At 61.6% G+C, this 14,365-nt stretch carries 20 protein-coding genes; 8 read left to right on the top strand and 12 right to left on the bottom strand.

The window, feature by feature from the left end:
• Positions 1-112 precede the first annotated feature (112 nt).
• Together AC25BC_RS03825 and AC25BC_RS03820 are read right to left on the bottom strand one after the other, a co-directional pair.
• Positions 113-1,687 (bottom strand): carboxylesterase/lipase family protein, encoded by a 1,575-nt coding sequence (locus AC25BC_RS03825; protein WP_487778559.1) that lies wholly within the window; start codon positions 1,685-1,687, stop codon positions 113-115.
• Between the two features lie 635 nt (positions 1,688-2,322).
• Positions 2,323-3,441, bottom strand: coding sequence for an IS4 family transposase (locus tag AC25BC_RS03820; protein ID WP_017993194.1), 1,119 nt, complete (start codon positions 3,439-3,441; stop codon positions 2,323-2,325).
• Between the two features lie 227 nt (positions 3,442-3,668).
• Here AC25BC_RS03820 and AC25BC_RS03815 point away from each other — a divergent pair, with 227 nt between their 5' ends.
• Positions 3,669-4,493: a phosphotransferase gene (locus tag AC25BC_RS03815; protein ID WP_487778541.1), complete on the top strand. Its 825-nt coding sequence runs from the start codon at positions 3,669-3,671 to the stop codon at positions 4,491-4,493.
• A 409-nt stretch (positions 4,494-4,902) separates the two neighbouring features.
• On the opposite strand, the gene AC25BC_RS03810 is transcribed toward AC25BC_RS03815, so the two are convergent.
• From AC25BC_RS03810 to AC25BC_RS03770, 9 genes are all read right to left on the bottom strand, one after another.
• Positions 4,903-5,229 carry an NIPSNAP family protein gene (locus AC25BC_RS03810; RefSeq protein ID WP_017990605.1) on the bottom strand — a complete coding sequence of 109 codons (327 nt, stop codon included), beginning with the start codon at positions 5,227-5,229 and terminating at the stop codon, positions 4,903-4,905.
• A 481-nt stretch (positions 5,230-5,710) separates the two neighbouring features.
• Entirely contained in the window at positions 5,711-6,304 is a 594-nt protein-coding gene (locus tag AC25BC_RS03805; RefSeq protein ID WP_442161001.1) for a hypothetical protein, read from the bottom strand.
• Between the two features lie 13 nt (positions 6,305-6,317).
• Positions 6,318-6,515 carry a response regulator transcription factor gene (locus AC25BC_RS03800; protein ID WP_018241004.1) on the bottom strand — a complete coding sequence of 66 codons (198 nt, stop codon included), beginning with the start codon at positions 6,513-6,515 and terminating at the stop codon, positions 6,318-6,320.
• Positions 6,512-6,811, bottom strand: a complete 300-nt coding sequence (locus tag AC25BC_RS03795) for a GcrA family cell cycle regulator (protein ID WP_442161002.1) — start codon at positions 6,809-6,811, stop codon at positions 6,512-6,514. The genes AC25BC_RS03800 and AC25BC_RS03795 overlap by 4 nt, the downstream gene beginning before the upstream one ends.
• Positions 6,808-7,203, bottom strand: a complete 396-nt coding sequence (locus AC25BC_RS03790; RefSeq protein ID WP_442161041.1) for a hypothetical protein — start codon at positions 7,201-7,203, stop codon at positions 6,808-6,810. The genes AC25BC_RS03795 and AC25BC_RS03790 overlap by 4 nt, the downstream gene beginning before the upstream one ends.
• On the bottom strand, positions 7,169-7,534 hold the full coding sequence (locus AC25BC_RS03785; protein ID WP_487778540.1) for a hypothetical protein: 366 nt from the start codon (positions 7,532-7,534) through the stop codon (positions 7,169-7,171). Before AC25BC_RS03785 ends, AC25BC_RS03790 begins: the two co-directional genes overlap by 35 nt.
• Positions 7,535-7,566: 32 nt before the next feature.
• On the bottom strand, positions 7,567-7,845 hold the full coding sequence (locus tag AC25BC_RS03780) for a sigma-70 family RNA polymerase sigma factor (RefSeq protein ID WP_221971830.1): 279 nt from the start codon (positions 7,843-7,845) through the stop codon (positions 7,567-7,569).
• 220 nt (positions 7,846-8,065) lie between these two features.
• Positions 8,066-8,284 carry a hypothetical protein gene (locus AC25BC_RS03775; RefSeq protein WP_017993245.1) on the bottom strand — a complete coding sequence of 73 codons (219 nt, stop codon included), beginning with the start codon at positions 8,282-8,284 and terminating at the stop codon, positions 8,066-8,068.
• A complete protein-coding gene (locus tag AC25BC_RS03770) occupies positions 8,281-8,472 on the bottom strand; it encodes a hypothetical protein (protein WP_017993244.1) in 192 nt (63 codons plus the stop codon). Before AC25BC_RS03770 ends, AC25BC_RS03775 begins: the two co-directional genes overlap by 4 nt.
• A gap of 142 nt (positions 8,473-8,614) precedes the next feature.
• On the opposite strand from AC25BC_RS03770, the gene AC25BC_RS03765 reads away from it, so the two are divergent.
• The 4 genes from AC25BC_RS03765 to AC25BC_RS03750 all read left to right on the top strand — a co-directional run bounded on the left by AC25BC_RS03765 (position 8,615) and on the right by AC25BC_RS03750 (position 10,862).
• Positions 8,615-9,262 (top strand): S24 family peptidase, encoded by a 648-nt coding sequence (locus tag AC25BC_RS03765; protein ID WP_011650846.1) that lies wholly within the window; start codon positions 8,615-8,617, stop codon positions 9,260-9,262.
• Between the two features lie 870 nt (positions 9,263-10,132).
• A complete protein-coding gene (locus AC25BC_RS03760) occupies positions 10,133-10,396 on the top strand; it encodes a hypothetical protein (RefSeq protein ID WP_487778539.1) in 264 nt (87 codons plus the stop codon).
• 11 nt (positions 10,397-10,407) lie between these two features.
• Positions 10,408-10,641 (top strand): hypothetical protein, encoded by a 234-nt coding sequence (locus AC25BC_RS03755; RefSeq protein WP_487778538.1) that lies wholly within the window; start codon positions 10,408-10,410, stop codon positions 10,639-10,641.
• On the top strand, positions 10,638-10,862 hold the full coding sequence (locus AC25BC_RS03750) for a hypothetical protein (RefSeq protein WP_017993240.1): 225 nt from the start codon (positions 10,638-10,640) through the stop codon (positions 10,860-10,862). The genes AC25BC_RS03755 and AC25BC_RS03750 overlap by 4 nt, the downstream gene beginning before the upstream one ends.
• Before the next feature lie 26 nt (positions 10,863-10,888).
• Here AC25BC_RS03750 and AC25BC_RS03745 read toward each other — a convergent pair whose 3' ends face one another.
• Positions 10,889-11,128: a DUF982 domain-containing protein gene (locus AC25BC_RS03745; protein WP_012756410.1), complete on the bottom strand. Its 240-nt coding sequence runs from the start codon at positions 11,126-11,128 to the stop codon at positions 10,889-10,891.
• Between the two features lie 183 nt (positions 11,129-11,311).
• On the opposite strand from AC25BC_RS03745, the gene AC25BC_RS03740 reads away from it, so the two are divergent.
• The 3 genes from AC25BC_RS03740 to AC25BC_RS03730 all read left to right on the top strand — a co-directional run bounded on the left by AC25BC_RS03740 (position 11,312) and on the right by AC25BC_RS03730 (position 14,316).
• Positions 11,312-11,500 (top strand): hypothetical protein, encoded by a 189-nt coding sequence (locus AC25BC_RS03740; protein WP_442167575.1) that lies wholly within the window; start codon positions 11,312-11,314, stop codon positions 11,498-11,500.
• A 9-nt stretch (positions 11,501-11,509) separates the two neighbouring features.
• On the top strand, positions 11,510-12,529 hold the full coding sequence (locus AC25BC_RS03735) for a LuxR family transcriptional regulator (RefSeq protein ID WP_487778537.1): 1,020 nt from the start codon (positions 11,510-11,512) through the stop codon (positions 12,527-12,529).
• Positions 12,530-12,729: 200 nt separating this feature from the next.
• The gene (locus tag AC25BC_RS03730) at positions 12,730-14,316 is read left to right on the top strand and encodes a hypothetical protein (RefSeq protein ID WP_487778536.1); all 1,587 of its coding nucleotides are present in this window, start codon (positions 12,730-12,732) and stop codon (positions 14,314-14,316) included.
• Positions 14,317-14,365: the final 49 nt, after the last annotated feature.

Here is a 14,365-nt window from a genome sequence, read left to right as displayed (position 1 = left end):
CGGTGACCTCGCCTTCATGGCCTTTGACTGAGAACAGCGATTGCGCCCTCGGGCTCGGGGCCGGGACTGCAGCCCTCGGGATGGCGGAGGCTAAGCGACGGGCACCACCCCGTCACTCCTCTTCCTCCCAATATCTTTGCCAAAGGTCGAGCCTTGGCTTCAGCGGATCTGCTCCGAACGTCACGCCGTGATTGGTGAAGTCGATGACCCTGTGGACGAAGGGGTCGTGGTGAGGCCATTTTGGCCGTGAGCCTCCATTGGGGTCACCGCTCGTTGCAAAATCGACCCAGTAAGCACTCGCCAATGTGGCCATGGCCCAGTCGGCAGGCGTAACCTTGTCTTTCACCAGTGCGTCTGGAACGTTGAGCGTATACGGAATTTCGAAGCCGTGCGGAGTGCCTTTCCATGCCGGATCGTTGCGGAGAGCCTCGGCGACATAGGAGAAACGATACCACCACGTCGGTTGACCAGCGCGGATCATCTCGTCAGCGAGGTGGCGAGACGGTTCAACAAGTGTTTTGTCGGCCAGAACCTGCTGCTTCAGCTCATCGAGGGTCTCTTGGCCGGTCGGATCGTAGACAGTGCGGGCCTCAGTTGCATGCTTCCCGAACAGCGCGAAGAGATCGTCTTTCGTCGCGGCCTGACCAAGACCGAGATCTCGATTATTTGCCCCGACGATGACGGGAACCGGCGCCTGCCGGCCTGCCGCAAAAGCCGCTTCCGGCGTTTCGAGCAAAAACCGTCCGTCAATCATCGCGCCTGAGATGCCGATGACGGGCTTGCCTGTCGACATTCCCGCCAGCACCTCTTCTGCCGATGCACCTTCGGTCAGCTTTTCCGCAGGCAGCGCCCGAAGCGCCGTGAGAGCCTCGGCATCGCTCCCGTTGATCCCCAGAGATGCCGCATAGTCCAAGGCGGTTTTCTCTGCTGCTTTCAAAGGTGACAATGGCGTACTCTCAGCACGCGCGGTAGGCAGAGCCGGTGACTGTAGAATGGCGCCGCGGAAAAGCCCCCGCGACAACGGCGATATCATGTGCGCCATCACCGAGCCGCCACCGGCCGACTCTCCGAATATCGTCACTTTCTTCGGATCACCGCCGAAGGCTTCAATATTTTGCTGGACCCATTTCAAGGCTGCAAGCTGGTCCATGTAACCATAATTGCCGACGGGCTCGTCAGGGGATTCCTTCATCAGTGCAGGATGGGCAAAATAACCCAGCCGGCCCATGCGGTAGTTCATGCTGACGAACACGACTCTGCGGGCGGCCAGCTGGCCACCGGGATATTGAGGGGTGTTTCCCTGGGCAAGAGCGCCGCCATAAATCCAAACCATCACCGGCAGCGGTGTCCTGGAACGCTTGGCGGGTGTCCAGACATTGAGAGTCAAACAATCCTCTGACTTCGGCAGGTCATCGGTCTGCATGCAGGACGGGCCGAAATTGCGGGCATCCCTGATACCGCTCCATCTCTCCGCTGGCCTGGGATTACGCCATCTCAGATCACCGACCGGCGGCGCCGCGTAGGGTATGCCTTTGAAGCTGACGACCGTGCCTGACCTCTCACCCTTCAGCATTCCGCTGTCGATCGTAACGGTGTCGTCTGCCGCGCCCAATCGCGGCGCGAACGTCACCTGACACGATGCGACGGCCAAGAAGAGCAGGAACTTGCGACTGCCGTCCACAAACACTGCACTCTCCAACGCCAAGTTGAGACAGTTTGAGAGCAAAATACTCCCATAGAGCGGCACCGAAAAGGGTTCATCAGACGTCGACCAAAGTCGCTATGTCGGCATCGGCCTCTTGCTCGCGCTCATTTATCTGGGCGCCAGGACAAAGTTCTTTGAACGGCGGTGGACCGAGTAGCTCGGGGGCGGTCAACCGGTCTTAGACCCGCGGCGTTTTGGACGCGAGCAGCGGATCCCATGTCATGCGGCAATCCCGCACATAGATCGCAGCCTGCCCCTCATCCGGCTGCCGCCACCGACCGGGGTCGAGCCACGGGTCTCGCCCCGTCCTTCGGACCCCCGCGCGCGGGGAGAAGGGACATGCCGCACCGGCTTCCTCAATCTTGACGCTGCGTTTGGCACGTCCCCTCGCCCCGTTTTTACGGGGAGAGGGTTAGGGTCATATGCGCTAGGTTAAGCGAGCGTGTAGATCGTCGCATTGTTTTCGGCGTCGTCGCGGCGGCTCACAGAGGTGGCGACGACTTCGCGTGACGAGATTACAGACGGCCTGCCACAGAAGTGGTCCGCGGATGGCGGCGCAAATGGTGGCCAGGGCGATCTTCATGAGACGCCAGCGCGATGGGCTTGCCAATGGGGGGCTAGCCAGTGGGGTTGCCACATCCAGAGGGGGGAGAGTCCGGGACTTGCCCGGCAATCTGTTCGGCGATGATGGCGACGATCAGTCTGGCGTAGAGCCATGCCCGGGCCAGTTCCGGCTTCTTGGCCGGCAAGCTGTCGAGGCCGGCCAGGCTCTTGAACCGTTTGAACGCCAGCTCGATTTGCCAGCGGAAGCGATAGAGGGTGAGGATATCGGCCGGCGGGAAGGTGGTGGCCGGCAGCGAGGTCAGCAGCAGAATGTACTTCGCCGCCTCGAGACTGCGCGGATCGGGTTTTTTGCCGTGCTTGCGGGCGGCTTTGAGCAGACGCTCCTGCTCGGCTTGGGCCTGTTGCGGATCCTTGCGTCGGACAATGAGGCGCAGGGCCAGCGGCGGTGGTGGCGGCGTCCCCGTCATGCCTTCGTGGACACGAACCTGCACCTCGCCTTCCTGCTCTTGCTGAGCGGCGAGTGCGGCAAACAGATCAAAGGGCTCGCCATTCGTCTGCAACAGGCGCAACGAGTTCCAGCCGGTCCGCACGATGAAGTCTGCACCGGCGTCGATCACCGGCCGCAGGTCGCGCGGTCTTGCATAGTAGCGATCGGCCAGCACGATATCGCCGGGTGCGTAGGTAAGGCGCTGAAGGTTCTCGGCACCATGGATGTCGGTCAACTCAAGCTGATCGACCTGAGCCGTTGCCAAGTTGTAGCCGACATGTAACCGCCATGTCGTGCGGTCAGCGCCTGGATGGCAAATCGACGTTCCATCGAGCACACGCAAGCGATATCCCGCAAAGCGCCCCGTCGGCACTTTGGCCTGTTCGGCAATCAGCGCGGCCACGATGTCGCCAAGCCAAGGCGCCGCTTTGCACAGCCGCTCAAGCAGCGATGGGTCTGACAAACGGGCGATCCCGCCCGCTTCGGCCCATGCACAGGTCTCGCGTAGCGACATGCCAAGGCCGCCATAGGCAAGTGCCAGCCGCAACAGCGTCTCGGCATTCTTGATTTCCCGCACCCGCGTAAAAGCACCGCGCAACCGCGCCGTTGCTTCCAAGTCAAAACCCGCCGGAAGCCGCTCGCGCACTTCCGGCCAATGATCCAAAACCTCAGGACGAATCTTCATCCAAAGCTTGAATCACAACCAGATTCCTTATGTCCAGGGCTAAACCTAGCGCATATGAGGGTTAGGGTGAGGGGCAGTTCCCGGCGTGAACCGGATAGAGCGCGGGAGTCCGGGCTTTCGCGGCTATTGCTTGCTGCGATCGTCGATGACGTCGGCTCGACGCTCCGTTCCCTTCGCCTTTGCAGGCACCTTCTCCGTTGACCCGTCAGTTCGCCCTCGCCTAAGCTATGGACGAGCTAGAAATTCCCCTTATCGGCGGCAAGGATTCGAATGTCGTGCGCATCGGCGAAACGGTGCGGCGCGGCGGACGTGCGTGGTCTCCCGCCGTTCTCGACCTGCTGCGGCACGTCGAGCGCCAGGGATATGATGGCTGCCCGCGTGCGCTGGGCCTCGATGACCAAGGCCGGGAAGTCCTCACCTATATCGAAGGTGACGTCGGCAACGGCGAAGGCTTCCTTCCCGATAAAGGCGGTCGCTTCGATCTCCGTCTCCCGGATTATGTCTGGCGCGATAACGTCCTCGAGCGCCTGGGACAATTGCTGCGATCCTACCACGATGCTGCAGCCAGCTTCTCATGGCGGGATCGCGAATGGCGTCTTGACGCCCGCCACCCTGTTGAAACGGTCTGCCACAATGACCTGACGCCGTGGAATACGGTGTTTCAAGCAGGGCTCCCCGTGGCTTTCATCGATTGGGACGCGGCAGCGCCGGGACCGCGCGCCTGGGACCTCGGCTTTGTTGCCTGGCGCTGGGTGCCGTTCTGGCGTGACGAGAAATGCGAGGCGCATGGCTTGCAAACGGGCGTCCGCGAGAAAGCCCGGCGCTTTCAATTGTTGCTCGACGCCTACGGGATAGAGCCGGAGATCGGCATCATGCAGGCCGGAATCGAACGGGTTCGGCAAATGCAGCAACATATGCGCAACCTTGCCGCAGCGGGCTCCGCATGGGAGATGGAATTGGCCAGCCGCGGCGTGCTTGACGAGGGGATGCTTGAGGTCGCCTGGATGGAAGACCATGCGATGGACCTGATCCAGCGCCGCCCACGCGGGTGAGCGTCGGGCCGAGCAGCTCCGGCGTCACCCGGCCCTCGTCCCGCCGCAAGCCCCCTGCTCGCCCACGAAAACAGCGGCGGCGGCATCTGGTGCAGGCGCGCTTTCGCTCTCCGAAGCCACTGAGATCTGACCGAAGCGATTTTGCCGACGGTGATGAAGAGCCGTCGGTGAAGCGCCCCATTCCGGCCGTTCGGGCAGCGTTGGCGATATCCTAGAGCATGATGCCGAAAAGTGTGGTCGGTTTTCGGACGACATCATGCTCCAACTATTTAATTTAGAACAGGATTCAGATTTTAGGCCGACCGGGCCTAAAATCATCCTGTTCTAGGAGCTGCCGTTCTTCATCGCTTCCGCGGATGACCAGCTCGGGTGGAATTCCGACTGGCGGCCAGCGGGAATCGGTGGTGTCTTACTTTACTGCCGAAAAGGCGGTCGGTGACAACAGCTGGCTAGAGATATTGGAGAGGATTTGCCCGTCGCGCTCTGACTCGTCGCGGGCCTTAAGCCATGCAGGATCAGTGGTGAAAGCATTCCATTTCACCTCGCGATCAGCTAGCGATTCCCAGGCGATGAGATAGGTGAGACGCTGGCTGCTTTCGCCCACGATTGTGGTGAAGAAACCCGCCTGCTTGATGCCGTGCTTGTCCCATATTGCCAGCGTATGTTCAGCAAAGCGGTTGAGCAGCGCGGGCAATCGGCCGGGCAGGCAGTCGTAAATTCTGAGCTCGTAGATCACAGTCTTGCTTCCTTATGTCCCTTGAGAACGACATGTGTTTGGCAATTGCTCCCCCGCGCCCACAATGTCCTCAAAACTTGCAGCAACGTCAATTTCACGGTGGATCCGTCAATATCCCTATTAGGACGGGCCCTGCAGGTATGTGCGAACAGCTAAACTTCTGTCAATCCGATCGCCTGTGTTTAGGCGTGGCAATTTTGACCCCCTGGTGATGTAGATCAACGCTTGGCCTGCCCGGCGCTGGCCGGGGTTGCAGTGGGCGCAGCGGCACGGCGCACCGACCAGCCCTCATCCTGAGGTGCGCAGGCCAAAGGCCGGAGCCTCGAAGGACGAGGGCGGGTGGCTGGACGCCAATGGCAGCATTGGTATATCGAGGCAGGCGGGAGGCCAGCCCCGTCCTTCGAGGCCCCTGCGGGGCGCCTCAGGATGAGGCTGGAGAGAGGTCGCAGCCCCGGACTCCCGAGAGGAGCCTTACCCCCCATCAACCACCCCTCACCCCCCGCAACGCCGTCAACCCCCTCCGCAGCCACAGCAATTGCTGCGGCGGCATCTGGCGCAAGTGTTCATAGTCCATCACCGTGACGTTATAGACCGTGCTGCGCACCTGCGGTCCGTCAGGGCAGCGGAGCAGGATGCCCTGCAGCGCCATCATGCGGTTGCTGGCCTTGCGGGCGCGGTCAGCGAAGGTTTCGGTCTGCTCGCCTTCGTGGCCTTTGACTGAGAACAGCGATTGCGCCCTTGGGCTCGGGGCCGGGATGCCTGTGGTCTTGTGGTAGCGGGCGATCGCCTCGGCATAGTCGTCGCCGGCCTGGCGCTGCTCGGCGGTGATCAGGCCGTCGAGGAACATGCGGCCGAGGGTGTAGCCGGCAAAGGGGCTCTTGACCGTCTCATCATCAACCGTCCGGCCGAAGCCGTGGATGCGGCGGCGGGCTGATATCGCCACGCTGATATTCTCCTTCTCGGTTTCGAAGGGCTTGATCTTGCCGCAGGGAAAACGCTCGACATTCTCCTTGCGCGGACGGCCGGCGCCCTTGTTTGCCCGTTGTGTCTTCACCTTGGTGGCTTTGCCGCCCATGCTGATCGTCCCTCTATCGAATGATGCCGTTTCTGAGTGCCGCGGCGACCAGCGCCGTATCCTTGAAGACGCCGAGCCTCGCCTTAGCGTTGGCAATGTGCGTGTTCACGGTGATGTGGGAGATGCCGAGAATGGTGCCGATCTCGGCGGCCGTCTTGCCCGCCGCCATCCAGCGGATGATTTCGGTTTCGCGTGGGGTGACGTTGCTCATGGCTCTGCATACCCATCGATGCAGGGCACGCGCGGCATCGTCACATGCGCGCCTGAGATCGTCACACGCGTGACGCGGTCGGGGTGGCGGATCGGCTGGACCGGAAGGCCCGCCTTCGGCTGCGGATGCCAGGTGTCCTGCCTCGAGGGGAACCTGTCGCGGTTGCGATGCGCCATGTTGATGACGGTGTTCTTCTTCGAGCCGAACAGGTTGGCGATTTCTCTCGCCGACAGCCCTTCCTTCCAAAGCTTTTCCGCCTTGACGATCTTGTCTTCCGTCCAAAAGGTGATGGTCATCTCAGTGCCTCCTCGTATCGTGCGGCCCTTGCAATGATCGGGTTGTCGGGGAACATTTTTGCCAGCTCCCGCTTGGCGCTGCGGCTGCCATTGGCGGCGTCCCGCAGCAGCTGCATCTTGTAGGCCGGGACTTTCGGCTGCGGCGTCTCGGGCTCCGCCTCCATGCGCGGCCGGCTCTCCGCCTCGATCGCCGCCTTCTGAATGCGGCATTGCTCGGCAAAACTGGCTGAGCTCGGGGCAAAGGCGCGGTTATGATCCCTGACCTTTCCGGAGATGAAGAGTTTGGCGGCCTGCCAGACCGCCTCCAGCGGGATGCCTTCGATCGCGACGAGATAGGCGCGGATCTGCATGTCGGGATCAGTGCCTGCGGACGCCGGGAAACCCGAAAGCATCCCAGCTATGATCTTCACCGGAGAGGAAATCTCTTGCGGCATCCACTGTCGTCCTTCTCGTGCTGCTGTTGATCGACCCGGCCTCCCTCGCTTTCTCCTTGAGGTACCAGTCGCATTTGATCGCCTGCCAGCCGCGGAAGATCTGCATCTCGGCGGCGCCGACCGGGTCACCGGTCATGAGATATTCCCTCGCCTGCATCCGCGCGGCATAAGCCGTCAGCGGCTTCTTCAGCGTGCGCTTGCGATGCTCGATAATCGCTGCCGCCAGCTCCTCCCCCAGCACCGGGCGGAGGATGTCCATGATCTCCTGGCTCACTGTGTCCTTGCCCATGCGATGTCCCTTTCCCGCTTGAGATGGCCTCTTCAAATCCGCAGCCGCCGTCGCCCGCCGGCAAAATTGACCGGGGCACCGGGCCTGGCGGTGCGGCGGGGAAACCGCCTGATCTCCGAGCCGGCATGATCCTCGTGGGCGGTGTCGCCCTTCTCGGCGCTTCGAAGCCTGTGGATCTCGATTTCCACAGACGGCACCGACGTGCCGAGGATGGCTGCGATTTCGATATAATCCCGGCCTGAGCGGAAGAGCTCGAGCGCGTTCCTATCAGTGCCTTGCTGCGCCGGGGCGGACTTGAGCGGGATACTCATCGCTTGATCCTTCTTTCCAATTTCGAACGCGGTCCGCCGTTGCCGCCGAAGCGGGTGCCAACAACGTCTTTGATTTTTCACGGATGACGACCGGAGCGCCGGCTCTGGGAGCACAGGCTCCGGTCGTCTGCCAGGCCGCCGCCTGGGTCGGGCACGACATCGTCGCGCCCGGGAGCTGGCGTCGCCGAGGGAGGGCGACGACGCCAGCGGCCGATAGCCGTCAGGGAGGGGCTGGGCTATCGGGGTTGGTGATCGGCAGAGCGCCGGGCGGGATCATGGTCTCGCTGATCTCTTCCGGGCGCGTCGGCCGATCGCAATTTTCGCAGTGGCGCTCGATCACCTCGGCGATCGACAGCGCCTTGCCGCAGTTCGGGCAGCCGGTGTAGCGGGCGCCGCGGCGCTGGAACTCGCCGGCGGGTGTTGCGGTGGCGATGGTCATAGCGATTCCACCTCCCGGTTGGCGTTCAGCACCTGCTGCAAGGCCTTGGCGAGGAAGGGGATATCCTCATTGCGAACTGATATCGCAGACATCCGCCCTCCCCTTGGCCCTTGCGGCCGGTGAATGACGACGCCGGTCGGCATGACGTCCATGGCGAGCCGCTCTTCGCTTGAGATGGTGAACCTCATGCCATGGTCTCCCCAGTCCGGAAGGCTGGACCGTTGTTGATGATGTCGGTGTGTGTCATGGCGATTAGGGTACAATTAATACCCGCAATGTCAAGCGCATTAGGGCATGACATGTACCTTAATTTAGGGTATTTTTTATATCATGTTGAAAGATCAGGAACAATTTGAACGCGAAGAACGCGCAAAGCGCCTCGTCATGGCCAGGAAGAATGCTGGCTTTGCCGGGCCGAAGGCGATCGTCGATCGGTTCGGCTGGAATGCCAATGTCTACAAGGCGCATGAATCCGGCCGCAACGGCTTCGGCATTGCCGATGCGAAGAAGTATGCCCGCGCTTTCAAGGTCAATCTCAACTGGTTGCAGTTCGGCACCGGCAACGCGCTCGATCCGGATGAGCTGCCGGCCTCCGTCGCCGATGTGCCAAAAATCTCCTGGGTCAGCGCCGGCCAGCTGAGCGAGCAGGCGCCGATCACCGATTTTTCGGAATTCCCGACGGTCGCCGCCCTCGACCTGCCCGATGGCGAATGGATCGCGCTCGAGGTCGAAGGCAATTCGATGAACAAGATCTCGCCGCCCGGCTCGATCATTTTCGTCAATCTGCGCGACAAGCGCCTGGCGCCGAACGCGCTCTATGTCGTTGCCGACGAGACGGGTGCCGCAACCTACAAGCGCTATCGCCCGAACGACGACCCGCCCTTCCAGCCGGCGTCCTACGAGGACGTGCCGCCGCCGGAATTCCAGGGCGCCGTCACCATCGTCGGCCGCGTCCGCCGATCGATCATCGAGATGTGAGGCTGACAGCCAAAGCTCGGAAATAACGCCGCGAATCAATCATATTTCAATAGGAAAAACAGGATGATACGCCCTTCCTCACGCTCCGGCCGAATCTGGTTCTATATCGTCACGATAGCGGTGTTGCTCCTGGCGTACAGTGCCGCGCGCGAGATGTACGGCCTGTAGGATTTCGCTCCGAAGCTCGCCGACCCTCCAGCTGGGATCACGAGGGATATCGGGACGATTCGTCCTCTGAAGCCACAAATTGCGGAAGCTCCGGATGCCGTTCGCGCACCACTCTCGACACCGCCACCAGGATGGAACGGATGGCCGGGGAACATGTCCTTCGGCAGCCTCTCCTCCCATGGATCGTAGAATTCGGTGATCCCAGGCCCGCCTCGATCACCTCGTCGGTGATTTCGATTTCGTTGCGCATGGCCGGCCTCTTTTTTCTAGTAGCTTCATACTCCAACTTCAGTTCTCACTCCTCTCTCTTCAGCTTAGGAGGAGAAGGTTCCTGAAGGCTGGTGAGGGAGGGTTCCGGCCAAAGCTTCCCCCTACCCCATGAGCAAAGCCCATGAAGCCGGGAGAGCATTGGCCAAGTCCTGAAGGCCGGAGCCGGGATGGGACACGTGGCAGAGGGGCCATTCGCTTCGCCCTCGTCCTGATTTTCTGACAGCGCACTTAAGGACTTTCGCTTCCCGCGCCGCTGGGCTTCGTCAGCTCGGGAGTTGCACCCGGTCGCCCAATCACTGGCGACAGACATAAACCTATGATTCGTACCCCGTCAATCGCTGAGGTATTTTTTATACCTTTTGCGATTGACGTAATCGGGTATGATATATACCTTTCCCTCACAGGCCGACCAGAGGCGCGAGAGGACAGGCGATGCAGCACATCCGCAATATCGAGACCGAGGAAAGCAGGCGGGACGCCCGCTGGTATGCGGCGCGCACGATGGGCGACTGCCGCGCCTATATGGCGAACGAAGCCCAGCGCATGGGCGCCCTCGGCTTTGCGTTCCTCCGCCGTCCCGAACATTCGATCCGCGGCCCGTCCTGGCTGCGGGGTGCGAGCGCCAGCGTCGAGGGGCATTACCGCTATGCCCGCGAGATCATGGGCATCACCGATATCGATCAGCTTTACGCCTGAGGAGAAGGGAGATGTCTGCCGCCAATCCCGCATCAGAGCCATCGACCGAGAGCCCTTCCCTTCCTGCCGCCCGACGGGCCGGAGCAAACGAAAAGACCCGCGCCCGCTTCACCGCCGGGGCACCCGATCTCCTGAAGGCGTTGGTGGAGGCCGAACGTTTCTTCGATGGCAGCGACGATCACGGCTGCCCCCTTCACCAGAAGATCCTCGCCGCCATCGACACGGTGAAAGGCGGTGCGGCATGAGCGATTGCCTGATCAAGGCCTTTTCCGGCTGCGCCTGCCCGCCCGGTGAATGCGCGAAAAAGCCGGTCGTCCCGGCACCGGTCACCTTCGTCTCGTGGCGGACCCAGGCCATCGCCTGCCTCACCTTCGGCTTCCTCGCGGCGATCGTCTCGGCCGCCTGGATGGAGACGCAGTTCAAAACCCGGGATCTGCGATACCAGGAGCATGTGTCATGGAAGTGAGCCAGGGCTTTCGCCGACACCGCCGCTCAGGAGCTGAACTTGATGTCGCTCGCCTTCGCCGCGGTAATGAATGCCCGCCGCACCTGCTCGGGCCCGGCGGCATCGTTGAACACGTCGAGCACAAGCCGCTCGGCCACCTTGGCTGCCGGCGTCTGCTCGGGCCAGTCGTTCAGCAAAGTGTTGCCGGCCTGAACGACATTATAGACCGTCCTCACCTTGCCATTGATGGTGATCTTCACCGGCTTGAACCTTCGTCGCCTGCTCATGATGCATCCCCCTCACGCTGGAAATACGCGACTCAACGAATCACCGCGGGACTCGTTCCGGTTGAGATGATTCTTTGTTCGCCAGCCGGGCGCCGAGCCCGGTGTCCTCCGCCTGCATGACAGAGCGGGGCTCGGATGCGTGCGAGAATGCGGCAGATGAAGCCCGAACCGGGAGGCAACACAATGGACCTTCAGAGTCTCGTCGCCGCGCATATGCCAAACCGCCGCCGCCCGACGCCGATGGGCGCCGCGGCCGAGGACCGATACTACCGAAATCAGATCACCCTGCCGCGCCTGAAGCTTCGGCTACTCGGGCTGACTGCCGCGACCGCCGGCCTGACGCTGTTTCTGGCCGGCGTCGTCAACACATGAGGTGCCGCCATGCACCGACAGACCGATCATGTTATGCTGCGATCCGTTGTGGGGGACCGCGCGATGGACGACAGCGAGGCTGACCGGGCGGCGATCATGGCCGTGATCCGCGCCGAAACCGAGGCCTGGCTGCAGCGCGACTTCGAGGCGCTGGCAAGCCACTGGGTGCAGTCGCCGCAGACCCGGCGGATGGAATACTTCGCCTCGCTCGGCGTCCGGGTGGACGAAGGCTGGGACCCGATCGCCGCGCGGATCAAGAAGATCGTCGAGCGATTCCCGGAGAAACACGCCTTTTCGGAGCGTGTCCGCTGGGAAAAAGTCAACATCGTCGTCGACGGCAACATGGCCTGGATGACCTTCGATCAGATCGGCAGCGACACCGGCGAGGATCGCAAGCGCCAGCTCCGGATCCTCCACCGGATCGACGGCGCCTGGAAGATCGGCTGCATGGTGATGATGGAGAGCAGCGTCGAGGAGGCGAACTGCCCGCTGATCGAGGTCGACGCGGATGCAAGGATCCTCTGGACGAACCGGCTGGCGCGGGAGCGGATGCATGACCATCCCGGGCTCGTCGCCGCTGCCGGCCGCCTGCGTGCCCGGCAGCGCGAACGCGACGAGGCACTCCGCGAGGCGGTGCGCCTGGCGTTCCGCGAGCTGCAGAGCCAGAGGCCGCTGAACATCGCGCCGAAGCAGGCCTGGGCGGTGGCGCTCGGCGAGGACGCGGCGGGGATTCCGCTCCACTGCTGGGTTCTGCTCGAGGACGGCAAGACGCTGGTCTCCTTCGACGACGCCGAGACGCTGGTGCGCCGGATCGCCAGTGCGCGGGAGGTCTTCGGCCTCTCGCCGGCGCAGACCCGGCTTGCTCGCCTGATCATCGATGGCCACGACCTCGCCGCCGCCGCCGATCTGCTCGGGGTCAGTGTCAACACGTTGCGCACCCAGCTACAGCGCATTTTCGACAAAACCGGCGTCCGCAGCCAGGCGGCATTGGTGCGGGCGCTGTTGAGCGCCGGGGCTCCGAGTCAATAGCCTCGACCGCCGGCGTCTGGCCGGGCCAATCCCGCCGCACCTGCTCGGGCTCGGCGGCATCGTTGAAGACAGCAGCTTGGCAGCTTTGACCGCGGCCCCTGCTCCCGGCACAGCACCTCACGCACCGATCTGAACCTGATCTAAACCCGACCTTCCAAAGAGATCGTGATATGGTTGGCGTCCAATTTGGAGAAGGGGCTATGCTGAAAAATCCCATCGTTGGACTGGCGGTTGGCGCGCTTATGGTTTTTGTGCCCCACGCAGCAGCGACTGCCGATCCGCTCCCCAAAGGTTTTGAGCGCCACAAGTTCAACGGATCGGTCAGACCGGAGGTCAAGGACGGCGTGACCCGGTTTGAGATATTCGACCGTCAGTGTTCCCATGTCGACTATGGAGATGGACGCGGCGAAAATGATTGTCGCAATGGCAACGTCCGCTCAACGATTCGCTATACGCGAGACATGAAGGTTGGCGAAAGCGTCGAATACAAGTTCGATTTCCGGCTCGATCCGACTTTTGCCTACAAAGGCTGGCAGAACAACTCCGCAAACGGCTTTTATCCCGATGGCTGGGACAGCCATTTGCGCCTCGCGTCCTGGGAAGGACCGGCAATCCACAATTTCATCTACATGCTGAAAGCCGACACGCGCAACGGCGTGAACTTTCTCGCCCGCCAGTGCCAAAAACCGGAGGACTTCGGCAAATGGGCGACATTCTCGCTGAAAATCCGATGGGCAAACGATGAGAGCGGATGGGTTACGGCAAGCTGCGACAACAAGGTGATCTACGCCGCCGAAGGCGAAGCAACCAACCAAGCTCCGCATTGCTGGGAATCGAACGAGTGCGAGCCGCAATCAAACCGCGACCCAAAATCATTCAACTTCATTCTCGGCCCGGTGATGATGGGTTGGGGCAATGAATGGAAGACCTATGACCATCATACGTCCCAGTTTGACGTGGTGCAGCCGGATGGTATCGGCATCGATGTCCGCAATGTCAGTGTGACCCGCGGTGTCAGCGACTATTCTGCCAAACAAGCAGTTTTGCTCAAGACGTTGCAGCAGCAACTGGCTCATTTGGGCTGCAAGCCAGGGAATGTCGAGGGCAAGCCTGACAAGGCAACACGGCAAGCCGCGCTCTCCTGCCGCACGTTCGAGAGCGGTTCGCTTCCCCAAGCGCTCAACCTCACGACACTGCAAGCCTTCGCTGACGCCTATGCCAAGCCGGAGACCGCCAGTCTGCCTTCGGGCAAGGCCGCGGCTGGCACCAAAAACGTTTCGTCGAAACCGAGGACTTATATCAAGCTGGGCGAAATGCTTGCGATGAAGACGGGCAAAGACACCAAGGTGAATTCCAACTTCTTTGGCACGATCAAAGGTGCCAGGAAGGGGCAGAACGAGCTGGACTTCATCATACTCGGTCAGTTCGACTACACCGACAACAGTTTCAGCCAGCTGTCATTTGTTCTGCAAGACAATCTCTCCAAGGCCGAAGTGAATGCCGCGGCCAAGTGCGGCTATGGGACGATCAGATTTCCAGACGGCACAGATCATGTGGAGATCCGCATGGAAGGTTCAGGAAACACGTTCTCGTCGCCGCCAAGAACTGACTGCCTGATTCAAGCGCTCGGCAAACGACCGGCATCGCAGGTTCCCTACCTCACCACAGGGTTTGCCGATCTGGCTAAATCAATGGTTTCCGATGGCGGTTGGAAGAAACTGAGGCATGACGGTTTGAAGATATTTGTCAAACGTGTTGCGGATGGTGAAATCACCGTCGGCGGCTGAGATCGCAGCATTGCGCCGCAGGTTCCATCGGCCGCGAGCGCCTTTTCGC

The sequence above is a fragment of the Rhizobium sp. WSM409 genome (assembly GCF_057653825.1).
The sequence above is the reverse complement of the archived record's forward strand: the minus strand, read 5'-3'. Positions and strand labels throughout refer to the sequence as shown.